Origin of the sequence: Pseudomonas rustica (assembly GCF_018336155.1) — a bacterium.
GTDB classification, from domain to species: Bacteria; Pseudomonadota; Gammaproteobacteria; order Pseudomonadales; family Pseudomonadaceae; genus Aquipseudomonas; species Aquipseudomonas rustica.
On record NZ_JAGYHF010000006.1, the window covers coordinates 306,288 to 330,171 of the forward strand.

Annotated in this window: 24 protein-coding genes; 16 read left to right on the forward strand and 8 right to left on the reverse strand. The window is 60.2% G+C overall.

The genetic code is table 11. The features are described 5' to 3' along the window. Nucleotides 1-93: 93 nt before the first annotated feature. Genes ftsX through ftsY form a run of 3 tightly spaced genes read right to left on the reverse strand, consistent with a single transcriptional unit; the run spans nucleotide 94 to nucleotide 3,301 of the window. Nucleotides 94-1,119 carry a permease-like cell division protein FtsX gene (ftsX, locus tag KFS80_RS13935; RefSeq protein WP_053124717.1) on the reverse strand — a complete coding sequence of 342 codons (1,026 nt, stop codon included), beginning with the start codon at nucleotides 1,117-1,119 and terminating at the stop codon, nucleotides 94-96. After that, nucleotides 1,116-1,787 (reverse strand): cell division ATP-binding protein FtsE, encoded by a 672-nt coding sequence (gene ftsE / locus KFS80_RS13940; RefSeq protein WP_003229148.1) that lies wholly within the window; start codon nucleotides 1,785-1,787, stop codon nucleotides 1,116-1,118. Before ftsE ends, ftsX begins: the two co-directional genes overlap by 4 nt. Then, on the reverse strand, nucleotides 1,784-3,301 hold the full coding sequence (gene ftsY, locus KFS80_RS13945) for a signal recognition particle-docking protein FtsY (RefSeq protein WP_212545081.1): 1,518 nt from the start codon (nucleotides 3,299-3,301) through the stop codon (nucleotides 1,784-1,786). The genes ftsE and ftsY overlap by 4 nt, the downstream gene beginning before the upstream one ends. Between ftsY and KFS80_RS13950 the strand changes: the two genes are divergently transcribed. The 6 genes from KFS80_RS13950 to KFS80_RS13975 all read left to right on the forward strand — a co-directional run bounded on the left by KFS80_RS13950 (nucleotide 3,300) and on the right by KFS80_RS13975 (nucleotide 9,103). Then, nucleotides 3,300-3,494: a hypothetical protein gene (locus KFS80_RS13950; protein ID WP_053124721.1), complete on the forward strand. Its 195-nt coding sequence runs from the start codon at nucleotides 3,300-3,302 to the stop codon at nucleotides 3,492-3,494. The two genes, ftsY and KFS80_RS13950, sit on opposite strands and share 2 nt — an antisense overlap. 152 nt (nucleotides 3,495-3,646) lie before the next feature. Next, nucleotides 3,647-5,002 (forward strand): M16 family metallopeptidase, encoded by a 1,356-nt coding sequence (locus tag KFS80_RS13955; RefSeq protein ID WP_212545082.1) that lies wholly within the window; start codon nucleotides 3,647-3,649, stop codon nucleotides 5,000-5,002. Next, the gene (locus tag KFS80_RS13960; protein ID WP_212545083.1) at nucleotides 4,995-6,485 is read left to right on the forward strand and encodes a M16 family metallopeptidase; all 1,491 of its coding nucleotides are present in this window, start codon (nucleotides 4,995-4,997) and stop codon (nucleotides 6,483-6,485) included. Before KFS80_RS13955 ends, KFS80_RS13960 begins: the two co-directional genes overlap by 8 nt. Next, the gene (gene rsmD, locus KFS80_RS13965) at nucleotides 6,485-7,099 is read left to right on the forward strand and encodes a 16S rRNA (guanine(966)-N(2))-methyltransferase RsmD (RefSeq protein WP_212545084.1); all 615 of its coding nucleotides are present in this window, start codon (nucleotides 6,485-6,487) and stop codon (nucleotides 7,097-7,099) included. The genes KFS80_RS13960 and rsmD overlap by 1 nt, the downstream gene beginning before the upstream one ends. 181 nt (nucleotides 7,100-7,280) lie before the next feature. Next, entirely contained in the window at nucleotides 7,281-8,276 is a 996-nt protein-coding gene (locus KFS80_RS13970; RefSeq protein WP_212545085.1) for a hydrolase, read from the forward strand. Further along, the gene (locus KFS80_RS13975; protein ID WP_212545144.1) at nucleotides 8,273-9,103 is read left to right on the forward strand and encodes an AraC family transcriptional regulator; all 831 of its coding nucleotides are present in this window, start codon (nucleotides 8,273-8,275) and stop codon (nucleotides 9,101-9,103) included. The genes KFS80_RS13970 and KFS80_RS13975 overlap by 4 nt, the downstream gene beginning before the upstream one ends. Nucleotides 9,104-9,180: 77 nt before the next feature. On the opposite strand, the gene KFS80_RS13980 is transcribed toward KFS80_RS13975, so the two are convergent. After that, complete coding sequence (locus KFS80_RS13980) at nucleotides 9,181-10,035, reverse strand: sulfurtransferase (protein ID WP_212545086.1); 855 nt, start codon at nucleotides 10,033-10,035, stop codon at nucleotides 9,181-9,183. A gap of 31 nt (nucleotides 10,036-10,066) precedes the next feature. Continuing rightward, on the reverse strand, nucleotides 10,067-10,738 hold the full coding sequence (locus KFS80_RS13985; protein ID WP_053124733.1) for a TetR/AcrR family transcriptional regulator: 672 nt from the start codon (nucleotides 10,736-10,738) through the stop codon (nucleotides 10,067-10,069). A 128-nt stretch (nucleotides 10,739-10,866) separates the two neighbouring features. Between KFS80_RS13985 and KFS80_RS13990 the strand changes: the two genes are divergently transcribed. The 5 genes from KFS80_RS13990 to KFS80_RS14010 all read left to right on the forward strand — a co-directional run bounded on the left by KFS80_RS13990 (nucleotide 10,867) and on the right by KFS80_RS14010 (nucleotide 15,598). Continuing rightward, complete coding sequence (locus KFS80_RS13990) at nucleotides 10,867-12,315, forward strand: coniferyl aldehyde dehydrogenase (RefSeq protein WP_305728908.1); 1,449 nt, start codon at nucleotides 10,867-10,869, stop codon at nucleotides 12,313-12,315. A 29-nt stretch (nucleotides 12,316-12,344) separates the two neighbouring features. Further along, nucleotides 12,345-12,890: a twin-arginine translocation pathway signal protein gene (locus KFS80_RS13995; protein WP_212545087.1), complete on the forward strand. Its 546-nt coding sequence runs from the start codon at nucleotides 12,345-12,347 to the stop codon at nucleotides 12,888-12,890. Between the two features lie 119 nt (nucleotides 12,891-13,009). Beyond that, entirely contained in the window at nucleotides 13,010-14,605 is a 1,596-nt protein-coding gene (locus KFS80_RS14000; RefSeq protein WP_053124738.1) for a GMC family oxidoreductase, read from the forward strand. 115 nt (nucleotides 14,606-14,720) lie between these two features. Next, nucleotides 14,721-15,200 carry a pantetheine-phosphate adenylyltransferase gene (gene coaD, locus KFS80_RS14005; protein ID WP_003176711.1) on the forward strand — a complete coding sequence of 160 codons (480 nt, stop codon included), beginning with the start codon at nucleotides 14,721-14,723 and terminating at the stop codon, nucleotides 15,198-15,200. A gap of 146 nt (nucleotides 15,201-15,346) precedes the next feature. Beyond that, nucleotides 15,347-15,598: a YfhL family 4Fe-4S dicluster ferredoxin gene (locus tag KFS80_RS14010; protein ID WP_038358877.1), complete on the forward strand. Its 252-nt coding sequence runs from the start codon at nucleotides 15,347-15,349 to the stop codon at nucleotides 15,596-15,598. A 150-nt stretch (nucleotides 15,599-15,748) separates the two neighbouring features. Here KFS80_RS14010 and KFS80_RS14015 read toward each other — a convergent pair whose 3' ends face one another. Genes KFS80_RS14015 through KFS80_RS14025 form a run of 3 tightly spaced genes read right to left on the reverse strand, consistent with a single transcriptional unit; the run spans nucleotide 15,749 to nucleotide 17,766 of the window. Next, nucleotides 15,749-16,072, reverse strand: coding sequence for a multidrug transporter (locus tag KFS80_RS14015; RefSeq protein WP_212545088.1), 324 nt, complete (start codon nucleotides 16,070-16,072; stop codon nucleotides 15,749-15,751). 56 nt (nucleotides 16,073-16,128) lie between these two features. Further along, nucleotides 16,129-16,941 (reverse strand): bifunctional DNA-formamidopyrimidine glycosylase/DNA-(apurinic or apyrimidinic site) lyase, encoded by an 813-nt coding sequence (gene mutM, locus KFS80_RS14020; protein WP_053124742.1) that lies wholly within the window; start codon nucleotides 16,939-16,941, stop codon nucleotides 16,129-16,131. 12 nt (nucleotides 16,942-16,953) lie between these two features. Next, nucleotides 16,954-17,766, reverse strand: coding sequence for an HDOD domain-containing protein (locus KFS80_RS14025; protein ID WP_212545145.1), 813 nt, complete (start codon nucleotides 17,764-17,766; stop codon nucleotides 16,954-16,956). A 227-nt stretch (nucleotides 17,767-17,993) separates the two neighbouring features. On the opposite strand from KFS80_RS14025, the gene KFS80_RS14030 reads away from it, so the two are divergent. The 5 genes from KFS80_RS14030 (at nucleotide 17,994) to KFS80_RS14050 (ending at nucleotide 23,771) form a co-directional block, all read left to right on the forward strand. Continuing rightward, entirely contained in the window at nucleotides 17,994-18,533 is a 540-nt protein-coding gene (locus tag KFS80_RS14030) for a type 1 glutamine amidotransferase domain-containing protein (RefSeq protein WP_212545089.1), read from the forward strand. 323 nt (nucleotides 18,534-18,856) lie between these two features. Continuing rightward, on the forward strand, nucleotides 18,857-20,053 hold the full coding sequence (locus KFS80_RS14035; protein ID WP_212545090.1) for a class I SAM-dependent rRNA methyltransferase: 1,197 nt from the start codon (nucleotides 18,857-18,859) through the stop codon (nucleotides 20,051-20,053). Between the two features lie 445 nt (nucleotides 20,054-20,498). Beyond that, nucleotides 20,499-21,572, forward strand: coding sequence for a SagB family peptide dehydrogenase (locus KFS80_RS14040; RefSeq protein ID WP_212545091.1), 1,074 nt, complete (start codon nucleotides 20,499-20,501; stop codon nucleotides 21,570-21,572). After that, a complete protein-coding gene (locus KFS80_RS14045; protein ID WP_212545092.1) occupies nucleotides 21,569-22,546 on the forward strand; it encodes a diiron oxygenase in 978 nt (325 codons plus the stop codon). Before KFS80_RS14040 ends, KFS80_RS14045 begins: the two co-directional genes overlap by 4 nt. Next, nucleotides 22,539-23,771: an MFS transporter gene (locus tag KFS80_RS14050; RefSeq protein ID WP_212545093.1), complete on the forward strand. Its 1,233-nt coding sequence runs from the start codon at nucleotides 22,539-22,541 to the stop codon at nucleotides 23,769-23,771. The genes KFS80_RS14045 and KFS80_RS14050 overlap by 8 nt, the downstream gene beginning before the upstream one ends. Nucleotides 23,772-23,884: the final 113 nt, after the last annotated feature.

The window sequence follows — 23,884 nt, forward strand, 5'->3', positions numbered from 1 at the left end:
TACTCGTGCTTCTCAGCACTGCGAAAAATTGACCGGGAATTCAAACGAGAGTTCCCATAAAAACCGCGAGGTCAATCACGCGCAAAAAAGATTCTACTTCGGCGCCAGCTCCCTGAGATGACGTGCGACTGCAATCCATGCACCGATATAACCCAACAGCACCGCGCCAAGCAAGAGCGACAGACCGTCGGCTACTGGCACGCCGGCCAGTGCGAAATCACTGCCGTACAACCCGGCCAGCCCAACCACCGCATCGTTCAGCCAGTTCAGGCCGAACGCCAATACACCCCAGGACAACAGCCCCGCACCGAAGCCATACAACGCGCCCATATAGAGGAAGGGGCGTCGCACATAACTGTCAGTGCCGCCGACGAGTTTAATCACTTCTATCTCGGTGCGGCGGTTTTCAATATGAAGACGAATGGTATTGCCTATCACCAAAAGTAATGCAGAAACCAGCAACACCGTCAGACCGAAGACAAAACGATCGCCAAGCTTGAGGATGGCGGCCAGACGCTCGACCCAGACTAGATCAAGTTGCGCCTGTTGTACCTTGGGCAGCTCGGAAAGTTTTTGTCTTAATGCTTCCAGGGTTGGCTTGTCGACTTCGTTCGGCGTCACCAGCACCACGCCCGGCAATGGGTTCTCAGGCAACTCGCGCAGGGCTTCGCCCAGTCCGGACTGTTGCTGGAATTCTTCCAGCGCCTGATCACGGCCGACATATTCAGCATCAGCAACGCCGGGCATGCCTTTGATCTGCTCGCGCAACGACTCGCCCTGCTCCGGGCTCGCGTCGAGTTGCAGATACAACGAGATCTGCGCCGCACGCTGCCACGATCCACCGAGACGCTCGACGTTGTTCAGCAGCAACGACAAGCCCATTGGCAGGCTCAAGGCCACGGCCATCACCATGCAGGTGAAGAAGCTGCCGATCGGCTGCTTGCCGAGGCGACGCAGGCTGTCGAGCAGGCTGGCGCGATGGCTTTCGATCCACGCGCGGAACAGCGTGGCGAAGTCCGGGCCATCGTCATCGTCGTGCTTTTTCTTTTTCTGCGGCTGCGGATCGGCGGCTTTCGGCGCCACGCGCTCGGAAACCTTGGGGCTGCGCGTCGCACTCATACTCCGGCCTCCCCGTCGCCGATCAATCGGCCACGTTGCAGGGTCAGCATGCGGTGCCGCATGCGCGCGATCAATGCCAGGTCGTGACTGGCGATCAGCACGCTGGTGCCCAGCCGGTTGATGTCTTCGAACACGCCCATGATTTCCGCGGCCAGACGCGGGTCGAGGTTACCGGTCGGTTCGTCCGCCAGCAGCAAGGCCGGGCGGTGCACGATGGCGCGGGCGATGCCGACGCGCTGTTGCTGACCGGTCGACAGATCGCCTGGGTACAGATCGGTTTTATCCGACAGCGCCACACGCTCCAGCGCCGAATCGACACGCTTGGCGATTTCGGCCTTGGACAGCCCGAGAATCTGCAGCGGCAACGCGACATTGTTGAACACCGTGCGATCGAACAGCAACTGGTGATTCTGGAACACCACGCCGATCTGCCGGCGCAGGAACGGAATCTGCGCGTTGCTGATGGTGCTCAGGTCTTGCCCGGCCAGCAGCAGTTTGCCGCTGGTCGGACGTTCCATCGCCAGCAACAGGCGCAACAACGTGGATTTACCGGCACCGGAGTGGCCGGTGACAAACAAGAACTCGCCACGACGGACTCGAAAGCTCAGCTCATGCAAGCCGACGTGACCGTTCGGGTAGCGTTTACCGACCTGTTCGAAACGAATCATGAACGCTCCCGCTCGGCAAAGAGTGCCTGGACAAAGGGTTCTGCTTCAAAAGTACGCAAGTCGTCGATGCCTTCACCGACGCCGATGTAGCGGATCGGCAGGCCGAACTGCTTGGCCAGGGCGAAAATCACCCCGCCCTTGGCAGTACCGTCGAGCTTGGTCAACGCCAGACCGGTCAGTTCGACGGTCTGGTTGAATTGTTTGGCTTGATTGATGGCGTTCTGGCCAGTACCGGCATCGAGCACCAGCAGCACTTCGTGCGGCGCGTCGGCGTCGAGCTTGCCGATCACCCGGCGAACCTTTTTCAGCTCTTCCATCAGGTTGTCTTTTGTGTGCAGACGACCGGCGGTATCAGCGATCAACACGTCGATGCCACGGGCCTTGGCGGCTTGCACGGCGTCGAAGATCACCGAGGCGGAGTCGGCGCCGGTGTGCTGAGCAATCACCGGAATCTTGTTGCGCTCGCCCCAGACCTGCAATTGCTCCACGGCAGCGGCGCGGAAGGTGTCACCGGCGGCGAGCATGACTTTCTTGCCTTCCAGTTGCAGCTTCTTCGCCAGTTTGCCGATGGTGGTGGTTTTGCCGGCGCCGTTGACGCCGACCACCAAAATCACGAATGGCTTGTTCTGCGAGGCGATTTTCAGCGGTTGTTCAACCGGTTTGAGCATCGCGGCCAGTTCGGCCTGCAGGGATTTGTACAGCGCGTCGGCGTCGGCCAGTTCTTTACGAGCGACCTTCTGGGTCAGGCGCTGGATGATCTGCGTGGTGGCTTCGACACCAACGTCGGCGGTGAGCAGACGGGTTTCGAGGTCATCGAGCAGATCGTCGTCAATGGTTTTGCGGCCGAGGAACAGGCTGGCCATGCCCTCGCCGATGCTGGCGCTGGTTTTCGACAGGCCTTGCTTGAGGCGGGCGAAGAAACCGGCTTTGGTTTCTTCGGTACGCGGGGCTTCGACGGGGGCTTCAGCGACCACTTCAACTGGCGCAACTGGCGCAACTGGCTCAGCGATAACCGGTGCAGGTAAAGGTGCAGGCTGTTGAACAACCGGCGCAACTGGCTCAACGAATACCGGGGCAACCGGCTCAGCAACCACCGGCGCAGGCTCGACAATCGGCTCAACCACAGGTGCGGGAGCTACTTCCGGCTCAAACGCGACTGGCGCAGGAATCACCGGCGTAATGTGCGGCGCAGCCTCTTCAACCAACGCCACCGGCTCTTCCGCCACCGGCAAGGTCAGCCACGGCTCGGCCGCCGGGGTCAGCGGCAATTCCGCCGCTACTGGCACTTGCGGCTCGGGTTCCGGCTCAACCGGTTGCAACACCGGTTCGGCAATCGGCAGAACGATCGGTGCCGGCTCTTCTTCTATTACCGGCGCCGGCGCGGGAGCGGGCTCAGGAATCGCGGGCGGCTGTTCGACGACGGGTTCCTGCGGTTTCTTACGCAGCCATCCGAACAGGCTTTTCTTCTCGCCAGCCGCAGCTGGGGTCTTCTTGTCGTCGTTGGAACCAAACATGGAGGACGGCTATCTCACGGTAGCGACGCGCCATAAGGGCGCCCCGGCAAATAAATATTCGATGCAGAACAGACTGTGTTTCATCCAGCTTGTTCACGCGCAACATTTTGTCGAGGCGCCAGAGGCACCTCAAAGGTCGATTAATACGAAGGACTGGAACGGCATCTTCGGCGAAAACGCAGAGTTTAGCTGACAAACTCAAAGCTTCTGCCGGGAACCCATACAACCTATCTACCGATCAGTGGCTTGATAGGCGTGGCCGCCAGTAAAACGGATCAGTATCCTAGCACCCTCTCGCCCGCCGACGCTAAGACCAAGCGGGCAGCCCAACAGGTTAAAAAACGAATGAATGCTCTAGCCCGCCGCGCCGCAGGCCTGCTGCTCAGCACAGTCTGCCTGCCCCTTTCGGCCCTGGCGGCCGACCCGCAACCGACCCACGAATTCACCCTCGACAACGGCCTCAAGGTCGTCGTGCGCGAAGATCATCGCGCGCCAGTGGTGGTCTCGCAGGTCTGGTACAAGGTCGGCTCCAGCTACGAAACCCCGGGCCAGACCGGTCTGTCTCACGCGCTTGAGCACATGATGTTCAAGGGCAGCGAGAAAGTCGGCCCCGGCGAAGCGTCGCTGATCCTTCGCGACCTCGGCGCCGAAGAGAACGCTTTCACCAGCGACGACTTCACCGCTTATTACCAGGTGCTGGCCCGCGACCGTCTGGGCGTAGCCTTTGAGCTGGAAGCCGACCGCATGGCCAATCTGCGCCTGCCGGCTGACGAGTTCGTCAAGGAGATCGAAGTCATCAAGGAAGAGCGCCGCTTGCGCACTGATGACAAGCCGATGTCCAAAGCCTACGAGCGCTACAAGGCCATGGCCTACCCGGCCAGCGGCTACCACACGCCGACCATCGGCTGGATGGCCGACCTCGACCGCATGAAGGTCGAAGAGCTGCGCCACTGGTACCAATCCTGGTACGTGCCGAACAACGCCACGTTGGTAGTAGTCGGCGACGTCACCCCGGACGAAGTGAAAACCCTCGCCCAACGCTACTTCGGCCCGATCGCCAAGCGCGACGTGCCTCCGGCGAAAAAACCGCTGGAACTGGCCGAACCCGGCGAACGCCAAATCACCCTGCACGTGCAGACACAACTGCCTAGCCTGATGCTCGGTTTCAACGTGCCAAGCATCGCCACCGCTGAAGACAAACGCTCGGTCAACGCCTTGCGCCTGATCTCGGCTTTGCTCGACGGCGGCTACAGCGGTCGCATCCCGACACAACTGGAGCGCGGCGAAGAACTGGTCTCCGGTGGTTCATCGAACTACGACGCCTACACCCGTGGCGACAGCCTGTTCACCCTCTCGGCAACGCCAAACACGCAGAAGAAAAAGACCATGGCGCAAGCCGAAGCCGGTCTGTGGAAACTGCTGGAACAGCTGAAAACCACCGCACCGTCCGCCGAAGAGCTGGAGCGCGTGCGTGCCCAAGTGATCGCCGGTCTGGTCTTCGAACGTGATTCGATCACCAGCCAGGCCACTGCGATTGGTCAACTGGAAACCGTCGGCCTGTCATGGAAACTGATGGACACCGAACTTGCCGATCTGGAAAGCGTGACCCCACAAGACATCCAGAACGCCGCCAAGCTGTATTTCACCCGCGAACGTCTCAGCGTCGCCCACGTCCTGCCACTGGAGACGACTCATGAGTGAGCGCAAAACCCCACGTTTGATGCTGCTCGGCCTGATCGCCGTGGCGGTGATCGGCTCTGCTGCTTTCTATCTGTCGCCAAGCGCTGACAGCAAGGCCAGCGAAGCCCTCGACAACGCCAAGACCAGCCAGAAGCTGCAATCGCTGGCCGAACTCGACGGCAAGGCCCCGGCCAGCCGCAAACTCGACGTGCAGACCTGGAACACCGCCGACGGCGCCAAGGTGTTGTTCGTCGAAGCCCATGAGCTGCCGATGTTCGACATGCGCCTGATCTTCGCCGCCGGCAGCAGCCAGGACGGCAGCGCGTCGGGTCTGGCAGTGCTGACCAACGCGATGCTCAACGAAGGTGTGGCTGGCAAAGACGTCGGCGCCATCGCTCAAGGCTTCGAAGGTCTCGGTGCGGATTTCGGCAACGGTGCTTTCAAAGACATGGCGCTGGCCTCGCTGCGCAGCTTGAGTGCCGTCGACAAGCGCGAACCGGCCTTGAAGCTGTTCTCGGAAGTGGTCGGCAAACCGACCTTCCCGGCTGACTCCTTTGCCCGCATCAAAAACCAGATGCTCGCCGGTTTCGAATACCAGAAGCAGAACCCCGGCAAACTCGCCAGCCTCGAGCTGATGAAGCGTCTGTACGGCGATCACCCGTACGCGCACTCGAGCGACGGCAATCCGCAAAGCGTGCCGAAGATCACCCTCGCGCAATTGCGTGAGTTCCACGCCAAGGCCTACGCGGCTGGCAACGTGGTGATTGCATTGGTCGGCGATTTGTCTCGCGCTGAGGCCGAGGCGATTGCCAATCAGGTTTCCGGTGCACTGCCCAAAGGCCCGGCGCTGGCAAAGATCGCGCAGCCGCAGGAACCGAAGGCCAGCGTTAATCACATCGAGTTCCCGTCGAAGCAGACCAACCTGCTGCTCGCGCAACTGGGCATCGACCGTGACGATCCGGATTACGCGGCGCTGTCGATGGGCAACCAGATCCTCGGCGGCGGCGGTTTCGGTACACGTCTGATGAGCGAAGTGCGCGAGAAGCGTGGCCTGACTTACGGCGTGTATTCGGGTTTCAGCCCGATGCAGGCGCGCGGCCCGTTCATGATCAATCTGCAGACCCGCGCGGAAATGAGTGAAGGCACCCTGAAACTGGTGCAAGACGTGCTCGCCGACTACCTGAAAACCGGCCCGACGCAGAAAGAACTCGACGACGCCAAACGCGAGCTGGCCGGCAGTTTCCCGCTGTCCACCGCGAGCAATGCCGATATCGTCGGCCAACTCGGCGCGATGGGCTTCTATAATCTGCCGTTGAGCTATTTGGACGATTTCATGCGTCAGTCGCAAAGCCTGACCGTGGAACAAGTCCGCGACGCCCTGAACAAACACCTGAGCACGGACAAAATGGTCATCGTCACCGCTGGCCCGACCGTGCCGCAAAAGCCGTTACCGGCCCCATCTGATAAACCTGCCGAGCAACCGCTCGGGGTTCCGGAGCATTAATGGCAACTCGTTCCCCTAAAAAGCCTGCGCACAACGTTCACAACGGTGTGAACCAGTTGCGCATCATTGGTGGCCAATGGCGCAGCCGCAAGCTGAGCTTCCCCGATGCGCCGGGCCTGCGCCCGACGCCGGATCGCGTGCGTGAAACCCTGTTCAACTGGCTCGCGCCGTACGTTGAAGGGGCCAAGGTACTCGACCCGTTCGCCGGCAGCGGCGCGCTGTTTCTCGAAGCGCTGTCCCGTGGCGCGGCCATGGGTCAGGCGCTGGACGCGAGCAACATTGCGGTGTCCAGCCTGAAAGAACACCTCGGCACCCTGCGCTGCACCAACGGCCAGGTGCAGACGGCGGACGCGCTGCGTTATCTGGAAACCCAGACCGCCAGTGCGTACGACCTGGTGTTCCTCGACCCACCGTTCAACCAGAACCTGCTGCCCGCCGTGTGCAACCTGCTCGAAGAGCGTCAGTGGCTGGCCGCCGACTCGTGGATCTACACTGAAAGTGAAACGGCGCCATCGACGCTGGGCCTGCCGGGCAACTGGCGCCTGCACCGCGAACAGAAATCCGGCCGGGTTTACTACGCGCTGTGGCAACGTACGGCCGAAGTCGCCGCTTAACCCAAGGCGAGCAAAAACCTGTGGCGAGGGAGCTTGCTCCCGCTGGGCTGCGCAGCAGTCCGAAAAAGGGCCGCTGCGCGCCCCGTCGGGAGCAAGCTCCCTCGCCACACTGAGCCTGTGTACTCTGGAAATTGACTAACAGCTTTGTGGGCCTCATCACATCGCTGCATCGAGAACCATCGTGTCCGCCTCTTCAGAACGCTTCATCCCCGCCCTCGGCCTCGGCAATCCGCACCTGCAAACCTTGTGGGGGCCGCTGTGGCGCAAAACCGTGCATATCCAGCGTGAGCGCGAGCGCTTGTGGCTTGAGGATGGCGACTTTCTTGACCTCGACTGGCATGGCCCGCACACGGCCGATGCGCCGTTGGTGCTGGTGCTGCATGGCCTGACCGGTTCTTCCAATTCGCCTTATGTTGCCGGCGTGCAAAAAGCCTTGGCCGATCAGGGCTGGGCCAGTGTTGCGCTGAACTGGCGCGGTTGTTCGGGCGAACCGAATCTGCTGCCGCGCAGCTACCATTCCGGCGCCAGCGAAGACCTCGCCGAAACCATCCAACACCTGCGCGCGAAACGCCCGTTGGCGCCGTTGTACGCCGTCGGCTATTCGCTGGGCGGCAACGTGTTGCTCAAACATCTGGGTGAAACCGGTAGCGCCAGTGGCGTGGTCGGTGCGGTGGCGGTATCGGTACCGTTCCGCCTCGACCAGTGCGCCGACCGTATCGGCCAAGGCTTTTCCAAGGTGTATCAGGCGCACTTCATGCGTGAGATGGTCGCCTACATCAAGAACAAGCAACGGCAGTTTCAGCACGATGGGCGCGAGGATGGGCTGGCGGCTTTGGCAGCGCTCGGTTCGCTGGAGAACATGCGCACGTTCTGGGATTTCGATGGCCGCGTGACCGCGCCACTGCACGGTTTTACTGATGCCGAGGATTATTACCGTCGAGCGTCGAGCCGTTATTTCCTCGGCGAGATCCGCACACCGACGTTGATCATTCAGGCAGCGGACGATCCATTTGTGTTCCCGCACAGCCTGCCTTCGGAAAGCGAACTGTCGGCCTCGACCGCTTTTGAATTGCAGGCGCGCGGCGGGCACGTTGGATTCGTCGACGGCTCAGTGCGCCAGCCCGGCTACTACCTCGAACGCCGCATCCCGCAATGGCTGGCCAGCGTGCCCGCATGAGCGATCAGGGCGAGTCGATCCGATTCTGGCAAACCGCGCCACTGGCCGGGGTCGAGTTGTTGTCGGCGCGCTATATCGAGCAACGCTTCGCCCCGCATGTACACGACGGTTTTGTCATCGGCATGATCATGGCCGGCGCTCAGCGCTACCGCTATCGCGGCGCTGAACACTTGGCGGGCAGCGGCACGTTGGTGCTGATCAATCCGGACGAACTGCACACCGGCCACAAAGGCACCGAGGACGGCTGGCTGTACCGGGCGTTTTATCCGGATACCGGCAAGATTGTTTCGCTGCTGGATGAGCTGGAGTTGCCGACCACCAGTCTGCCGGCCTTCGGCGCCACGCTGTATCGCGACCCGGATCTGGTCAACGGTTTCTGCCAGTTGCACCGTTTGCTGGAAAGCCCCGCGACCGCACTGCAACAGCAAACGGTGTGGCGCGAGATGATGTTGCTGCTGTTGCAGCGTCACGCGGCGGTGCGCGAGGTTGCCAATCCCGGCAAAGAGCACCGCGCGGTGCTGTTGGCCAAGGACGTCATGCACGCACAACTGGCGGCGCCGCCATCGCTGGAAGAACTGGCGGCGGCGGTCAATCTGTCGCCCTTCCATTTCGCCCGGGTATTCCGCCGCGCGACCGGCATGCCGCCGCACACCTGGCTGATGCAACAACGCATCGCCCAGGCGCGGGCATTGTTGCAGAGTGGTTGTTTGCCGCTGGAAGTCGCGACTCAGTTGGGCTTTGCCGATCAGAGCCACTTGAGCCGACAGTTCAAGCAGGCTTATGGCGTCGGGCCCGCGGCGTATCGCAGTGCCCGCCTGGAAAGCTAAAAGATCGCAGCCTGCGGCAGCTCCTACAGGGAATGCATTCCAATGTAGGAGCTGCCGCAGGCTGCGATCCTTTGATCTTATTCGCCGGTGGCTATGCCGCGCGCCGGCTCGTTGATCCACTCACTCCACGACCCGGCATACAACGAACCCAACGGATAACCCGCCAGACACAACGCAAACAAGTTGTGACACGCCGTCACCCCGGAGCCGCAATACGCGACCAGATCCGACGGCGAACGATCACCCAGCTTCGCGGCAAAACGCTGCTGCAACTGATCCGCCGGCAAAAACCGCCCGTCACTACCCAAGTTGTCAGTAAACGCCGCGCACTGTGCCCCCGGAATATGCCCGGCCACAGGATCAATCGGCTCAACCTCACCCTTGAATCGCGGCAAGGCCCGAGCATCGATCAAGGTCAACGCTGGTTGCCCGAGACGCTTTTGCAATTTCTCAGCACTGATCAACAAGCCCATGTCGGGCTGACCACTGAAATCCCCAAGAGTGACCTCCGGCGCATCCAGACTCAACGGCAAACCCGCCGCATGCCACGCCTTCAGTCCGCCATCAAGAATAAACACGCCATCGCGCTTGCCCAGCCACGCCAGCAACCACCATGCCCGCGCCGCATAAGCACCAGGGCCGTCGTCATACAAAACCACGTCACTGTCGTTGTTGATGCCCCACGCTTGCAGCCGCTCAATCAACGCCGCCGGCTCGGGCAGCGGATGACGTCCGGTCACGCCTTTCACCACTTTGCCGCTGAGATCGCGCTCAAGATCGGCGAAGCGCGCGCCGGCAATGTGTCCTTCGGCGTAGCTGCGCTGCCCGTAATCCGGGTCTTCGAGGGCAAAACGACAATCGAGAATCACCAGCCCCGGCTGTTCCTTGCGGGCATCCAAGGCTTGCGGGCTGAGCAACTGCGCAATCGGCATAACGAGCTCCTGTGGAGTTTCAACGGAATGTTTACTTTACGTCTTCGAGGGCCTGGGCCAGCGGTACATAAAACTCGTCGAACAGTGCATTGACCGCATCCCGCGACTCATCAGTGACGAACCCGGCTTCCAGCACCAAGACCTGATACACGCCGCGTTTAACGGCTTGCTCGCTGAGGTGGTTGGAATTCTCGCGGGTGGTGCACAGAAAGCGCACCCACGAGGTCAGGATGATCCACGCGTTGAGGGTCAGCGACTCGATCTGCACGCGATCCATCTTGAGGATCCCGGCGGCGACAAAGCCTTCGTAGATCGCCGCGCCCTGAATCACGCAGCGCTGGGAAAAGCGCCGGTAACGCGCGGCCAGTTCCGGGTCGCTGTCGAGCAAATGTTCAAGGTCGCGGTGCAGAAAGCGGTAACCCCACATCGCCGAGAGCAGCTCCTTGAGATAGAAACGCTTGTCTTCGACGGTCGCGGCACGCCCCTGCGGCGGGCGCAGAAAGCTGTCCACCAAGGCTTCGTACTCACTGAACAGCACCGAGATGATCGCCTGCTTGTTGGGGAAGTGGTAGTACAGGTTGCCCGGAGAAATCTCCATATGGGCGGCAATGTGGTTGGTGCTGATGCTGCGCTCGCCCTGCTGATTGAACAGCTCGAGGCTGTTCTGCACGATGCGCTCGCTGGTTTTTATTCGTGGGGCCATGGCTTGAGCTTTAATTCAGAGTGCGGTGAGGGGCATCTTACGACCTATCCGGAAATGGATAAAACAAAGCTGCACACGGAAGTCATTTGACTTTATAGAGCATAGACTCTAAAAAGTTCATCACTACAATAAATCCGGAGCCTACGATGACTGCCGATATTGCCTACCTGCAAACGCTGCAACAGCCCCTGGAAGAGCTCGATCGGTTATTTGAGGCGCAACGGGCCGCATACGCCGCCAACCCGATGCCGCCCGCCGCGCAGCGCCAGCAATGGCTGAAGTCGTTGCGCGACTTGCTGAGCAATGAACGCCAGGCTTTGATCGAGGCGATCAGCGCGGATTTCAGTCATCGCAGTGCCGACGAAACCCTGCTCGCCGAACTGATGCCGAGCCTGCACGGCATCCATTACGCAAGCAGCCATCTCAAGGGCTGGATGAAGGATTCGCGGCGCAAGGTCGGCGTGGCATTCCAACCGGCTTCGGCGAAAGTCGTGTACCAGCCGTTGGGCGTAGTCGGCGTGATCGTGCCGTGGAATTACCCGTTGTATCTGGCCATCGGCCCGTTGGTCGGCGCGCTGGCAGCGGGCAACCGGGTGATGCTCAAACTCAGCGAATCGACCCCGGCCACCGGGCAGTTGATGAAGGAATTGTTCGCGCGCATTTTCCCCGAAGATCTGGTCTGCGTGGTGCTCGGCGAGGCCGACATCGGCGTGGCATTTTCCCGTCTGCGCTTCGATCATTTGCTGTTCACCGGCGCCACCAGCATCGGCAAACATGTCATGCGCGCAGCCGCGGAAAACCTGACGCCGGTCACGCTGGAACTGGGCGGCAAGTCGCCGGCCATCGTCTCCCGCGACGTGCCGCTGAAGGACGCCGCCGAGCGCATCGCCTTCGGCAAAACCCTCAATGCCGGGCAAACCTGCGTCGCTCCAGACTACGTTTTGGTGCCGGAAGACCGCGTCGGCGGCTTCGTCGAAGCCTATCGCCAAGCGGTGCAGAGCTTCTATCCAACCCTCGCCGATAACCCGGATTACACGGCGATCATCAACGAACGCCAATTGGCCCGGCTCAACAGTTACGTCAGCGATGCGACCAGCAAAGGCGCGCTGTTGATTCCATTGTTCGAACAAGGTCAGGGCCGACGCATGCCGCACAGCGTGCTGCTGAATGTCAGCGACGACATGACCGTGATGCAGGACGAAATCTTCGGCCCGTTGCTGCCGATCGTGCCCTACCGCGATCTGGAGCAGGCATTCGCTTACATCAATCAGCGCCCACGACCTCTGGCTCTTTACTACTTTGGCTACGACAAACGCGAACAAACCCGCGTGCTGCACGAAACCCATTCGGGCGGCGTGTGCCTGAACGACACGCTGCTGCATGTCGCCCAGGATGATATGCCGTTTGGCGGTATCGGCCCTTCCGGCATGGGCCATTACCACGGGCATGAAGGCTTTCTGACCTTCAGCAAGGCCAAAGGCGTGCTGATTAAACAGCGCTTCAACGCCGCCAAACTGATCTACCCGCCGTACGGCAAATCGATTCAGAAACTGATCCAGAAGCTGTTTATTCGCTAATCACTTGTCACCGCCGGGTAATAAAAACAATGCACCCAAGCCTGACCGAAACACCTGCCCTGTCGCGCCGTGGCCTGCTGAAATTCAGCCTCGGTGCCACGGCCTTCCTCGCCACCGCTGGCTTTGGTGCCAGCCTCAGTGGTTGTTCCTCCAGCATCGCGGCCAACGGCTTCATCAGCTTGCGCGACGGCGATCTGCTGTTTCTGCGCGCGCTGATTCCGGTGATGCTCGACGGCGCCGTGGCTACTGAAAAGATGCCGAGCGCGGTGGATGGCACGCTGAAGACACTGGATTACAGCCTCGATCACCTGTCGCCGGAAATGCTCAAACTCACTCGCCAGCTGTTCGACGTGCTTGGCATGGCCGTGACGCGCGGGCCGCTCACCGGGATTTGGGGCAGTTGGGAAAATGCCAGCGCCGAGGCGATGCGCAACTTCCTCGATCGCTGGGAAAACAGTTCGTTGAGTTTGTTGAAAATGGGGCATAGCTCGTTGCAGCAAATGGTCACGATGGCCTGGTACACCCGCGCGGAATCGTGGGGGCATTGCGGCTATCCCGGGCCGCCTACTGTCTGAAATTGTGTCGCGCCCATCGCGAGCAGGCTCACTCCTACAGGGGATTGCATTCCAAATGTAGGAGTGAGCCTGCTCGCGATGAGGCCAGCAAAAACAACAAAAACAAGAGAACCTGACCGATGCCTGTACCCGACCCCTTCCGCGAAGGCCTCGCCCGAGGCTGGAAAACCTACAACGGCGCGCAACTCACCGATAACCTGACCCTCGAAGCCGACGTCGCGATCATCGGCAGCGGCGCCGGTGGTGGCACCACGGCGGAAATCCTCAGCGCCGCCGGCTACAAAGTCCTGCTGATCGAAGAAGGCCCGCTGAAAACCAGTTCCGACTTCAAAATGCTTGAAGATCAGGCCTACAGCAGCCTCTATCAGGAAGGCATCGGCCGCATGAGCAAGGACGGTGCGATCACCATCCTGCAGGGCCGCGCGGTCGGCGGCACGACGTTGATCAACTGGACATCAAGCTTCCGCACCCCGGAACCCACCCTCGAACACTGGGCCACCGAGCACAACGTCAAAGGCCACAGCGTTGCCGAGATGGCGCCGTGGTTCGAGAAAATGGAGCAGCGCCTCGGCGTCGCCCCGTGGTTGGTGCCGCCCAACGCCAACAACGACGTGATCCGCAAAGGCTGCGAGCAACTCGGCTACAGCTGGCACGTGATCCCGCGCAATGTTCGCGGCTGCTGGAACCTCGGCTACTGCGGCATGGGCTGCCCGACCAACGCCAAACAATCGATGATGGTCACCACCATTCCGGCGACATTGGAAAAGGGTGGCGAGCTGCTTTATCTGGCCCGCGCGGAAAAACTGCTGATCAGCGGCGACAAGGTCACCGGCCTGCAATGCGTGGCGATGGACGAGCGCTGTGTCGCGCCGACCGGGCGCACCATCACGGTCAAGGCGCGGCATTACGTGCTGGCCGGTGGCGGCATCAACAGCCCGGCGTTGCTGCTGCGCTCCGATGCGCCGGATCCGCACAAGAATGTCGGTAAGCGTACATTTCTGCATCCGGTGAACATGTCCGCCGCGCGTTTCGACGAAGTGGTCAATCCGTTTTACGGGGCGCCGCAGTCGATCTACTCCGACCATTTCCAGTGGAAGGACGGCACCACCGGGCCGATGGCGTTCAAACTTGAAGTGCCGCCACTGCACCCGGCACTGGCGGCGACGTTGCTCGGTGGTTTCGGCCAGGAGAACGCGCAGCACATGGCCGACCTGCCGCACACCCACGCCATGCTCGCCCTGCTGCGCGATGGTTTTCACCCGGACAGCAGCGGCGGCGCCGTGGAATTACGCGGTGACGGCACGCCGGTGCTCGACTATCAGGTTTCGCCCTACGCCTGGGAAGGTTTGCGCAAAGCGTTCCACGTCATGGCCGAGATCCAGTTTGCCGGTGGCGCAAAATCGGTGATGCCGATGCACGCCGACGCGCGTTACGTGAAAACCCTGGCCGAAGCCCGAACGCTGATCGATGGCCTGAGCCTTGAGCTGTACCGCACGCGACTGGGCAGCGCCCACGTCATGGGCGGTTGCGCGATGGGCGAAGAGGCGAAATCGGCGGTCACTGACAGCCTCGGCCGCCATCATCAACTGAGCAATCTGTCGATCCACGACGGCTCGCTGTTCCCCACCAGCATTGGCGCCAACCCACAGTTGTCGGTGTATGGCCTCACTGCGCAACTGGCGACCGCCCTCGCCGATCGATTGAAAAACCCATGAAAAAACCGATTATTCCCGTCGTCTATAGTGCTTTCTTACCCAACAGGCGACTTTCCCGACCGGGACGGCTGCGATACCATCCGACTCCCCAACGGACTCCCGCCAGGACGACGCGATGAACCGAGTGTTGTACCCAGGTACCTTCGACCCTATTACCAAGGGCCATGGCGATCTGGTCGAACGCGCCTCGCGCCTGTTCGATCACGTGATCATTGCGGTCGCCGCCAGCCCGAAGAAAAACCCGCTGTTCCCGCTGGAACAACGGGTTGAACTGGCTCGCGAGGTCACCAAACACCTGCCGAACGTGGAAGTGGTCGGTTTCTCGACGCTGCTCGCGCATTTCGCCAAAGAGCAGAACGCCAACGTGTTCCTGCGTGGTTTGCGCGCGGTGTCGGACTTCGAATACGAATTCCAGCTGGCCAACATGAACCGCCAGTTGGCGCCGGACGTGGAGAGCCTGTTTCTCACGCCGTCCGAGCGTTATTCGTTCATTTCTTCGACGCTGGTGCGGGAAATTGCTGCGCTGGGCGGCGACATCACCAAGTTCGTCCACCCTGCCGTGGCCGACGCCCTGACCCTACGCTTCAAAAAGTAGGCGCTGCCGAAGGCTGCGATCTTTTGATCTTGATCGCAGCCACGCACAGCAGTTGATCGCAGCAACGTGCACTGCGCTCGCCAATGCGGCACAATTGCGCGCATTGATTTATAGCGCCCGGGCCTGCCGCCCCGGCTGGAGTTAGCATGTCCCTGATCATCACCGACGATTGCATCAACTGCGACGTCTGCGAACCCGAGTGCCCGAACGCCGCCATCTCCCAAGGCGAAGAGATCTACGTGATCGACCCGAACCTGTGCACCCAGTGCGTCGGCCACTACGACGAACCGCAGTGCCAACAGGTCTGCCCGGTGGATTGCATCCCGCTGGACGAGGCGCATCCGGAGACTGAAGAACAGTTGATGGAGAAATATCGCATCATCACCGGCAAGGCCTAAGCCTTCAGCGCTCTTTCGGGCCTCTTCGCGAGCAAGCCCGCTCCCACAGTGTTTTGTGGTGGAACACAAATTTTGTGAACACCAAAATACCTGTGGGAGCGGGCTTGCTCGCGAAAGGGCCATCAGCCACACCGCAAACTCCTGATCAGTTCACTCGCGCTGCTCAAACCCCTCCCCCGTACACCCCAGACACCTTACAAACGCCGCCCGCGCCGGATCCACCACCAGCGCCTGCCCCGCATCGCCAATCCCGCCACCCAGCGCGGTAAACGGCAACGACACCACAAACGCCCCCGCACCAATCACCGTGGCCACCACCAATAACGGTCGGGCAATCAGCAAATCGCCGATCATGGCGTAGGCAGGCGGGTTTTGAATGGTGTAACGCGGGTCGCCGCTGCCGCTTTCCGTGGCCTGAACCGCCAGGCTGGAACACAGCAGCAACGCGACAAAGAGGACTTGCAGGGATTTCATGGCACGATCCTTCGGGCTGAACAGTGAGTCACCTCACTATAGACCCCAGGACTTTTTCAGCTCTGGCAGCGTGGGCAAAACACACTGGCGCGCTGGCCGAGCTTCACTTCGCGCAGGCCGGTGCCGCAGACCTTGCAGTGCTCACCACCCCGGCCATAGACAAACAGTTCCTGCTGGAAATACCCCGGCTGACCGTCGCCACCAATGAAATCGCGCAACGTCGTGCCGCCACGTTCGATGGCGGCGGCGAGGATGCGTTTGATCTCGATCGCCAGCTTCAGATAGCGCCCACGGGAGATGCCCCCGGCCTCGCGGCGCGGATCGATACCGGCGGCGAACAGCGCTTCCGTCGCATAAATATTGCCGACGCCGACCACGATTGCGTTGTCCATGATGAACGGCTTGACCGCCATCGAACGCCCGCGCGACAGCTGAAACAAACGCTCGCCATCGAACAGATCGGTCAACGGCTCCGGCCCGAGGCGAATCAGCAATTCATGGTTGAGCGGATCGGTGCTCCACAGCATAGCTCCGAACCGGCGCGGATCGGTGTAGCGCAGCGCCAGCCCCGACTCGAGTTCGATGTCGACGTGCTCATGCTTGAGCGCCGGCAGCCCCGCTTCGACCAGACGCAAATTGCCCGACATGCCCAAATGGCTGATCAACGTGCCGACTTCAGCGTTGATCAACAAATATTTGGCACGCCGCTCGACCAGCACAATGCGCTGCCCGGACAGGCGCACATCGAGGTCTTCGGGGATCGGCCAGCGCAACCGCCGGTCACGCACGATCACCCGGCTGACACGCTGGCCTTCCAGATGCGGGGCGATCCCGCGACGGGTGGTTTCGACTTCCGGCAGTTCAGGCATGGTGTCCTCGAATCAATGCGCGCCGAGGTCGCGAATCGTTTGTTTGAGGGTTTCGAAATCGTAGTCCGACAGACCGACGTAATCGAGAATCAGCGGGCCGATGCTGTTCCACTCGTGGTCTTCGGTCTGGTTGCCCAGCACGCGATACGACGCACAAATGTGTTCGGCCATCTTCAACAGCGCCAACAGATTCTTCAACTGGCTGTTGCGCGACGACTCGTCGCTGAAAATCGCCAAGGCGTTGTGGTGATTGGCGATCGCGGCACTGACATGCTCCGGCAAACGCCACGACTTCGCTGTGTAATAGCCGACCACCGCATGGTTGGTGTTGAACGTACGGTTTTCGGTATCGACCACGCGACAGGTCTGGCTGGCGTTGGCATACGCCTCTTCCAGCACCGACATGTAATTGGGGAAACGCTGCAGCATCAACGGCACGCCGCAATCGTGGAACAGGCCCAGCGCATAGGCTTCATCGCCGGCCTGAGTGCCGATGCGTTTGGCCAGCGTCAGGCAGGTCATCGCCACGTCTTGGGCGGTGTCCCAGAAACGGTTGAGCGTGACGATGGTGTCGTCATTCATCTCGCCCTTGATCGACTGCGCGTTGATCAGATTGATGATCGAACGGCTGCCCAGCAGATTCACCGCGCGCTGAATCGAAGTGATCTTGTTGCTCAAGCCGTAATAAGGCGAGTTGACGATTTTCAGCAACGAACCGGACAGGCCGGGATCCTGGGCGATCAGCTTGGCGATCACCTCCAGATCCGGGTCGGGCATGTACTGCTCCATTTGCAGATCCACCATGATCTGCGGTTGCGCCGGCACACTGATGCCTTGCAGCGATTGTTGAATCTGTTCGGTGGTCAGCTCTTGGGACATATGTACACACTCAGGGACAGGCGGCGATTCTAACCGCTGAGACCGCAGGGCGACACACCGACGGGCACATCGGAGGAACTTTCATTCAAGCTCAGGCTTCGGATTTGGTAAGGCGCGGCGAAAATTTTCTGGCCGCTGCGCCAACAAATTCCCACTGACTCAGGAGCTTATCGATGGCCACTTCCCTCAACGGCAAGCGCGTCGCTTTTTTGGTAACCGACGGTTTCGAACAGGTCGAACTGACCGGCCCCAAGCAAGCGCTGGAACAGGCTGGCGCGCAAGTCGACATCCTCTCGGCCGAGACCGGTACGGTCAAAGGCTGGAACCACGACAAACCGGCGGATGACTTCAAGGTCGATCAGACCTTCCAGGCTGCCAGCATTGAGCAGTACGACGCGGTGGTGTTGCCGGGCGGCGTGCAAAACTCCGACACCATTCGCATCGATCAGGACGCCCAGCATCTGGTCAAGACCGGCGCCTCGGCCGGCAAACCGATTGCGGTGATCTGCCATGGCAGCTGGCTGTTGATTTCGGCGGGGCTGGTGAATGGCAAAACCATGACCAGCTATAAAACCGTCAAGGATGATCTGGTCAACGCCGGCGCACATTGGGTGGATAAAGAAGTGGTCAAGGACGGCAACCTGATCAGCAGCCGCCAGCCGGATGATATTCCGGCGTTCAGCAAAGAGCTGATCGATACATTGTCTGCCTAGCGTTCAAGGCAGTCTTCGCGAGCAAGCCCGCTCCCACATGTGAATTCATTTCTCCTTTCACACTGATCTATTGTGGCGAGGGGATTTATCCCCGTTCGGCTGCGCAGCAGTCGCAAAACCTGACAGCGCGGTGTATCAGACATGCCGTGTCAGATGGATTTGGGACGGCTGCGCCGTCCAACGGGGATAAATCCCCTCGCCACAGATAAATCCCCTCGCCACAAGTAAATCCCATCGCCGCTGGAACGCACCACATGTCCATTTGCCGGCCAATCAGCCGGCCTGACGCGCTATACTCCCGCTCTTTTTTCCGGAGCGACGTCATGTCCCTGCCTAGCCTGCGCCTCAAAGCCAACGCCGACCGTCGCCTGCGCAACGGCCACTTGTGGGTCTACAGCAACGAAATCGATGTGGCCGCCACCCCGTTGCACGGCTTCAAGGCCGGCGATCAGGCGATCCTCGAAGCCGCCGGCGGCAAGACTTTGGGCATCGTTGCGATGAGCCCGAACAACCTGATCTGCGCCCGTCTGGTGTCCCGCGACATCAAGGTGCAACTGGACAAGTCGCTGCTGGTGCACCGTCTGAACGTGGCCCTGTCGCTGCGCGATCGCCTGTTCGACAAGCCGTTCTACCGTCTGGTCTACGGCGACTCCGACCTGTTGCCGGGTCTGGTGGTTGACCGTTTCGGCGACATCCTCGTAGTCCAGATCGCCTCGGCGACCATGGAAGCGCACAAAGATGACGTGATCGCAGCGCTGACCCAAGTGCTCAAGCCAAGCGGCATCCTCTTCAAGAACGACTCCGCCGCGCGTGACGCCGAAGGCCTCAATCGTTACGTCGAAACCGTGTTCGGCCTGGTGCCGGAGTGGGTGGCGCTGGAAGAGAACGGCGTGAAATTCGAAGCCCCGGTCATTCAGGGTCAGAAAACCGGCTGGTTCTACGACCACCGCATGAACCGCGCACGCATGGCGCCTTACGCCAAGGGCAAACGCGTTCTCGACCTTTATAGCTACATCGGTGGCTGGGGCGTGCAAGCTGCTGCCTTCGGCGCCAGCGAAGTGTTCTGCGTCGATGCCTCTGCCTTCGCTCTCGACGGCGTTGAGCGCAACGCCGCACTGAACGGCTTTGCCGACAAGATGACCTGCATCGAAGGCGACGTCTTCGAAGCGCTGAAAGAGCTGAAAGCCAGCGAAGAGCGTTTCGACGTGATCGTTGCCGATCCGCCGGCGTTCATCAAACGCAAGAAAGACATGAAGAACGGCGAAGGCGCCTACCGTCGTCTGAACGAGCAAGCCATGCGCCTGCTCAACAAGGACGGCATCCTGATCAGCGCTTCGTGCTCGATGCACCTGCCGGAAGACGATCTGCAGAACATTCTGCTGACCAGCGCCCGTCATCTGGATCGCAACATCCAGATGCTCGAGCGCGGCGGTCAGGGCCCGGATCACCCGGTGCACCCAGCCATCGCCGAAACCCGCTACATCAAAAGCATCACCTGCCGTCTGCTGCCAAACAGCTGATTGGTCAGTAAAAACGGGGGGCCCAAGGGCTCCCCGTTTGTTTTTGGGCGGTGCAAGGCCGTCTATTTCACTTCAAATCCAGCCGACTCCTACAATTAACTTCCTACAGTCTTGCAGGAATTTTCCGCACATCTGTTAATTACAGAAAAACAACTGACAAGTTTGTACAAGGGGCGAGATCGCTCCGACAAAATTACTGGATTTTTCCTACTTAATCTCCACTTGCCATTAATCGATTACAAACTATTATTGAGTTGTCACCACGAGGTGGCATTCAATCTTAATGAACAAGGAGTTCATACTATGAAAGCAATTACTCTGGAAACCAACAAAATCGCAAACCTCGCTTTTCTGGTTGCGCCTAAAGCCCGCTAAGTAAGTCAGGACGCTGGGGAGTGCCGGCACCCCAGCGTCCATCAGCCCTTTCCAGAGTGAAGCATTGAACATGCACATCAATCCGTACTTATTCATATTGCCGCGCACGCCCGGACAAATCGTCTGGAACTATAAAGAACACACTCAACATGAACTTGATCTTGATTACGCTTCAAGACTGGCGAAACTTATCGACAACCCGAACGCATTCGACAGTCGCAACATAATAGACATACAACTATTGAGCGTGGGTATTTTAACCATTGCAAAAATAGACAACCCGCCCTGGGGCTGGGATGAGTTATCCAAGATATTTCATATAGGCACGCAGAACATTCCCTGCGAAGCGACACCCAAGAACATTAATGAATGGTCCAGACAATATCTGGATCATTGCAATGACGTACTGAGCAAACCACCGCCCGATAAAGAACGCCCCACACTGGAAGGCGCGCGACGCATCGCGCTGCCGGCGCCTGCCGTGCTAAGCAACGACCGCTTGGGAAACGTCCTGCGCCAGCGTAAAACCAGTCGTTCCTTTACCGGTGAAGCGGTCACGCTGAATGACGTTTCCACCCTGCTCTATCTTTCCCTCGGTTATCTGCACGAACGCCAGCAGGATCGTGACAGCAGTATCGCCCTCGGGCTTGATGCCCGTCGCAGCAGTCCTTCCGGCGGCGGTTTGAATGCGTGCGAAGGTTTTGCGCTGGTGCAGAACGTCAGCGGCTTGAAACCCGGCATCTACGCCTATCACCCGGTAGAGCACGCCTTGAGCCTGATAAACCCGCTGCCCGACACGGCGCTGGGTCAACTGCTCGGCGGACAACACTTCATCAACAACCTGCCGCTGGGCCTGTTCATTACCGCGCGTTTCGACAAGCTCTGGTGGAAATATGAACACTCACGCGCCTATCGCATGGCGTTCGTGGAGGCTGGGCACTTGTCGCAATCCTTTCAGTTGGTTGCCACGGCCCTCGGTCTCGGCACCTGGCTGACCGGCGCGTTTTCTGATGATCAGGTTGAAGCCCTGCTGAAAATTACCGGCAGCGCGGAACAACCATTGTTCTTCGTCGGTTGCGGCGCCAGCGACGGTCAAGCGATGTGTCAGGAAATGCAGGCGCTGTTGCTGGAGGTGCAAGCATGAACGCAATCACCTCCGATCAACTGGAAGCCTCGCTGTCTTGGGCGCACAAGTTCACCCTCGATGACTGGAACAGCCGCGCTTCGGTGCGCACCTCTCAACACACCTATCAATTGCCGGACGACCTGCAAGAACAGCTGAAAACCCGCCACTGGTTTCCCCCGGCCTTTTTGCCGTACCTCTCACATCCGGCCATTCGCGCTGCTGGCAGCGAGGTCATACAACGGCTGACGGCCAATCATCTGGTGCATTTCCTCGATTACACCACGCTGCTCGAACACCGCATCGTCAACCGCGCAGTAGAAACCATCGTTCACGGCGAGTTGCCCGCGTTCGTGCCCTCGCGCATGAAAAATGCGGCGCTGCAGCTGTACACCGACGAGGGGTATCACGCGCTGTTCTCCAGTCAACTGGCCGAGCAGATCGCCAGCCAGTACGGCATTACCGAGCGCCCGGTGATGCCCTTGCGCATTACCCAGTTGAACACCGCGATTACCCGAGTGCCCGAGACGGATCGCCCACTCGCGTGGTTTCTGCTCGGCTTCGTCTCGGAGACGATCATTGCCCGGGAGTTGCTCGAGGTTTGCCGTGACACGCTGGTCTCCAGCGTCAGCGACATGCTGCGCGATCACCTCGCCGACGAGGCCCGTCACAGCCGCTATTTTTCAGAAGTGTTCCATTACCTGTGGCTGACCCTGAACAGCCGCCAACGCACCTTCAGCGCCAGAATGCTCCTGGAGTTCCTGCGAATCTTTTTCGAAGTCGACGAGCGCTGGCTGAAACAGAGCCTGCGCAGTGTCGGGATTGCCGACGACGTCATTCGCAAAATCCTCGACGGATTGATCAGCCCCAGAGCCAGTCGTCAGCGCACCAAGGCCGGGGCGAAGGCAACGCTGGAGGCGATGACAAAAGCAGGATTCTTTGCCCTCATCAATAACCGCAAATTGTTCGCCAAGGCAGGCCTGGTCGATGAATAGAGGAAAAGCCGCAGTGACCGCCGGGCAACGCCGCGGCGCGGTCAGTCTGCTGATGGCGATGGTGCTGCTGGGAGTGTTTCCGCTGGATGTGCTGCTGCCATCGTTTCCGGCACTGGCCGAGCACTTCAGCACCACTCCGGCCAACATTGCGCTGTCGATCAGCCTGTTTGCGGTGGGCATCGCTTTTGCGCAACTGCTGATCGGGCCGCTGTCGGATGCCATCGGGCGCAAGGGTTTGCTGCTTGTGGGCATGAGCATTTCGATGCTCGGTGCCCTCGGTTGCGTAAGCACCAGCGATTACACGCTGTTCCTGATATTCCGCGTGATGCAGGCCCTGGGCTGTGGCTGTTTCGTGTTGTCGCAAGCCTTGGTGCAGGATCTGTTCGAAGGCGAGCAGCGCGATCGGCTGCGGATCCTGATGGTCACCGCCTCTGGGATTTTCATCTCGATATCGCCGCTGGCCGGCACCTTCCTGCAGGCCACACTTGGCTGGCGCGGCAGTTTCTGGGTGTTTATCGGGTTGGCCGCCGTGGTGCTGATCAAGGCGTGGCTGTTTCTGGACAACAGCCGGCCGTCTCACAGCGGCGCTCGCCCCGGCTTCATTCGCTCTTATCGGCGAGTGCTGGGCGACTTCGAATTCGTCAGCTACTGGCTGATATCCGCGTTCGCCTTCGCCTGCCACTTTTCCTTCATCGTGATTTCACCGTTGATCTTCATGGATCAACTGCAAATGGCGCCTTATGAATTTTCACTGATTCTGTTGATCTACGGCGCGGCCTACATTGTCGGAGGGCTCGTCGCCACAGTCCTCAGCCGACGAATCAAACCCGGCCAACAAATGCTCGTCGGGCTTGGCCTGATCCTGCTGTCGGGGCTGGCGATGCTGTACCTGTCGTCGAACTTCGCGTTGACGTCAGCGACCGTGCTGATTCCGATGCTGATCTGCACCGCCGGCACCACCATCGCGCGCCCGGCCGCCACGTCGAAAGCCATGGGCCTGTTCCCCGAGCTTGCCGGTACCTCGGCGGCGGCCGGCAGTACCCTCACTTTTATCTGCGGCGGCCTTATCAGCGCATTGATCAGCCTGAGCCCGGCCAACCTGCAAGCCACGCTGGGTTATAGCTTTGTCCTGCTCAGTGGCGTGGCGCTGGCGTTGAACAGTCGGATCAGCCGTCGCGCCAGAATCCATGAAAGCCATGCCATGACGCAGCCGGGCGGTGATTAAAGCTGCCGGTCGTCATGCCACACGCGCCGTCGGCACTGGAACAACACTTTGCGCCATTCCCTCCAGACGCCAGCGGTGTAGAATCGGCAGATTCATCGCCATTCATCCCCGGC

Bases quoted from the DNA above. Each gene is read 5' to 3' on its own strand.
- coaD (WP_003176711.1), top strand. From the start codon at position 14,721: ATGAACCGAGTGTTGTACCCAGGTACCTTCGACCCTATTACCAAGGGC.
- KFS80_RS14040 (WP_212545091.1), top strand. From the start codon at position 20,499: ATGCACATCAATCCGTACTTATTCATATTGCCGCGCACGCCCGGACAA.
- KFS80_RS14015 (WP_212545088.1), bottom strand. From the start codon at position 16,072: ATGAAATCCCTGCAAGTCCTCTTTGTCGCGTTGCTGCTGTGTTCCAGC.
- KFS80_RS14010 (WP_038358877.1), top strand. From the start codon at position 15,347: ATGTCCCTGATCATCACCGACGATTGCATCAACTGCGACGTCTGCGAA.
- KFS80_RS13950 (WP_053124721.1), top strand. From the start codon at position 3,300: ATGGAGGACGGCTATCTCACGGTAGCGACGCGCCATAAGGGCGCCCCG.
- KFS80_RS13980 (WP_212545086.1), bottom strand. From the start codon at position 10,035: ATGCCGATTGCGCAGTTGCTCAGCCCGCAAGCCTTGGATGCCCGCAAG.
- ftsX (WP_053124717.1), bottom strand. From the start codon at position 1,119: ATGAGTGCGACGCGCAGCCCCAAGGTTTCCGAGCGCGTGGCGCCGAAA.
- KFS80_RS14030 (WP_212545089.1), top strand. From the start codon at position 17,994: ATGGCCACTTCCCTCAACGGCAAGCGCGTCGCTTTTTTGGTAACCGAC.
- mutM (WP_053124742.1), bottom strand. From the start codon at position 16,941: ATGCCTGAACTGCCGGAAGTCGAAACCACCCGTCGCGGGATCGCCCCG.
- KFS80_RS13975 (WP_212545144.1), top strand. From the start codon at position 8,273: ATGAGCGATCAGGGCGAGTCGATCCGATTCTGGCAAACCGCGCCACTG.
- rsmD (WP_212545084.1), top strand. From the start codon at position 6,485: ATGGCAACTCGTTCCCCTAAAAAGCCTGCGCACAACGTTCACAACGGT.
- KFS80_RS14000 (WP_053124738.1), top strand. From the start codon at position 13,010: ATGCCTGTACCCGACCCCTTCCGCGAAGGCCTCGCCCGAGGCTGGAAA.
- KFS80_RS13985 (WP_053124733.1), bottom strand. From the start codon at position 10,738: ATGGCCCCACGAATAAAAACCAGCGAGCGCATCGTGCAGAACAGCCTC.
- ftsE (WP_003229148.1), bottom strand. From the start codon at position 1,787: ATGATTCGTTTCGAACAGGTCGGTAAACGCTACCCGAACGGTCACGTC.
- KFS80_RS13960 (WP_212545083.1), top strand. From the start codon at position 4,995: ATGAGTGAGCGCAAAACCCCACGTTTGATGCTGCTCGGCCTGATCGCC.
- KFS80_RS13995 (WP_212545087.1), top strand. From the start codon at position 12,345: ATGCACCCAAGCCTGACCGAAACACCTGCCCTGTCGCGCCGTGGCCTG.
- ftsY (WP_212545081.1), bottom strand. From the start codon at position 3,301: ATGTTTGGTTCCAACGACGACAAGAAGACCCCAGCTGCGGCTGGCGAG.
- KFS80_RS14045 (WP_212545092.1), top strand. From the start codon at position 21,569: ATGAACGCAATCACCTCCGATCAACTGGAAGCCTCGCTGTCTTGGGCG.
- KFS80_RS14050 (WP_212545093.1), top strand. From the start codon at position 22,539: ATGAATAGAGGAAAAGCCGCAGTGACCGCCGGGCAACGCCGCGGCGCG.
- KFS80_RS14035 (WP_212545090.1), top strand. From the start codon at position 18,857: ATGTCCCTGCCTAGCCTGCGCCTCAAAGCCAACGCCGACCGTCGCCTG.
- KFS80_RS13955 (WP_212545082.1), top strand. From the start codon at position 3,647: ATGAATGCTCTAGCCCGCCGCGCCGCAGGCCTGCTGCTCAGCACAGTC.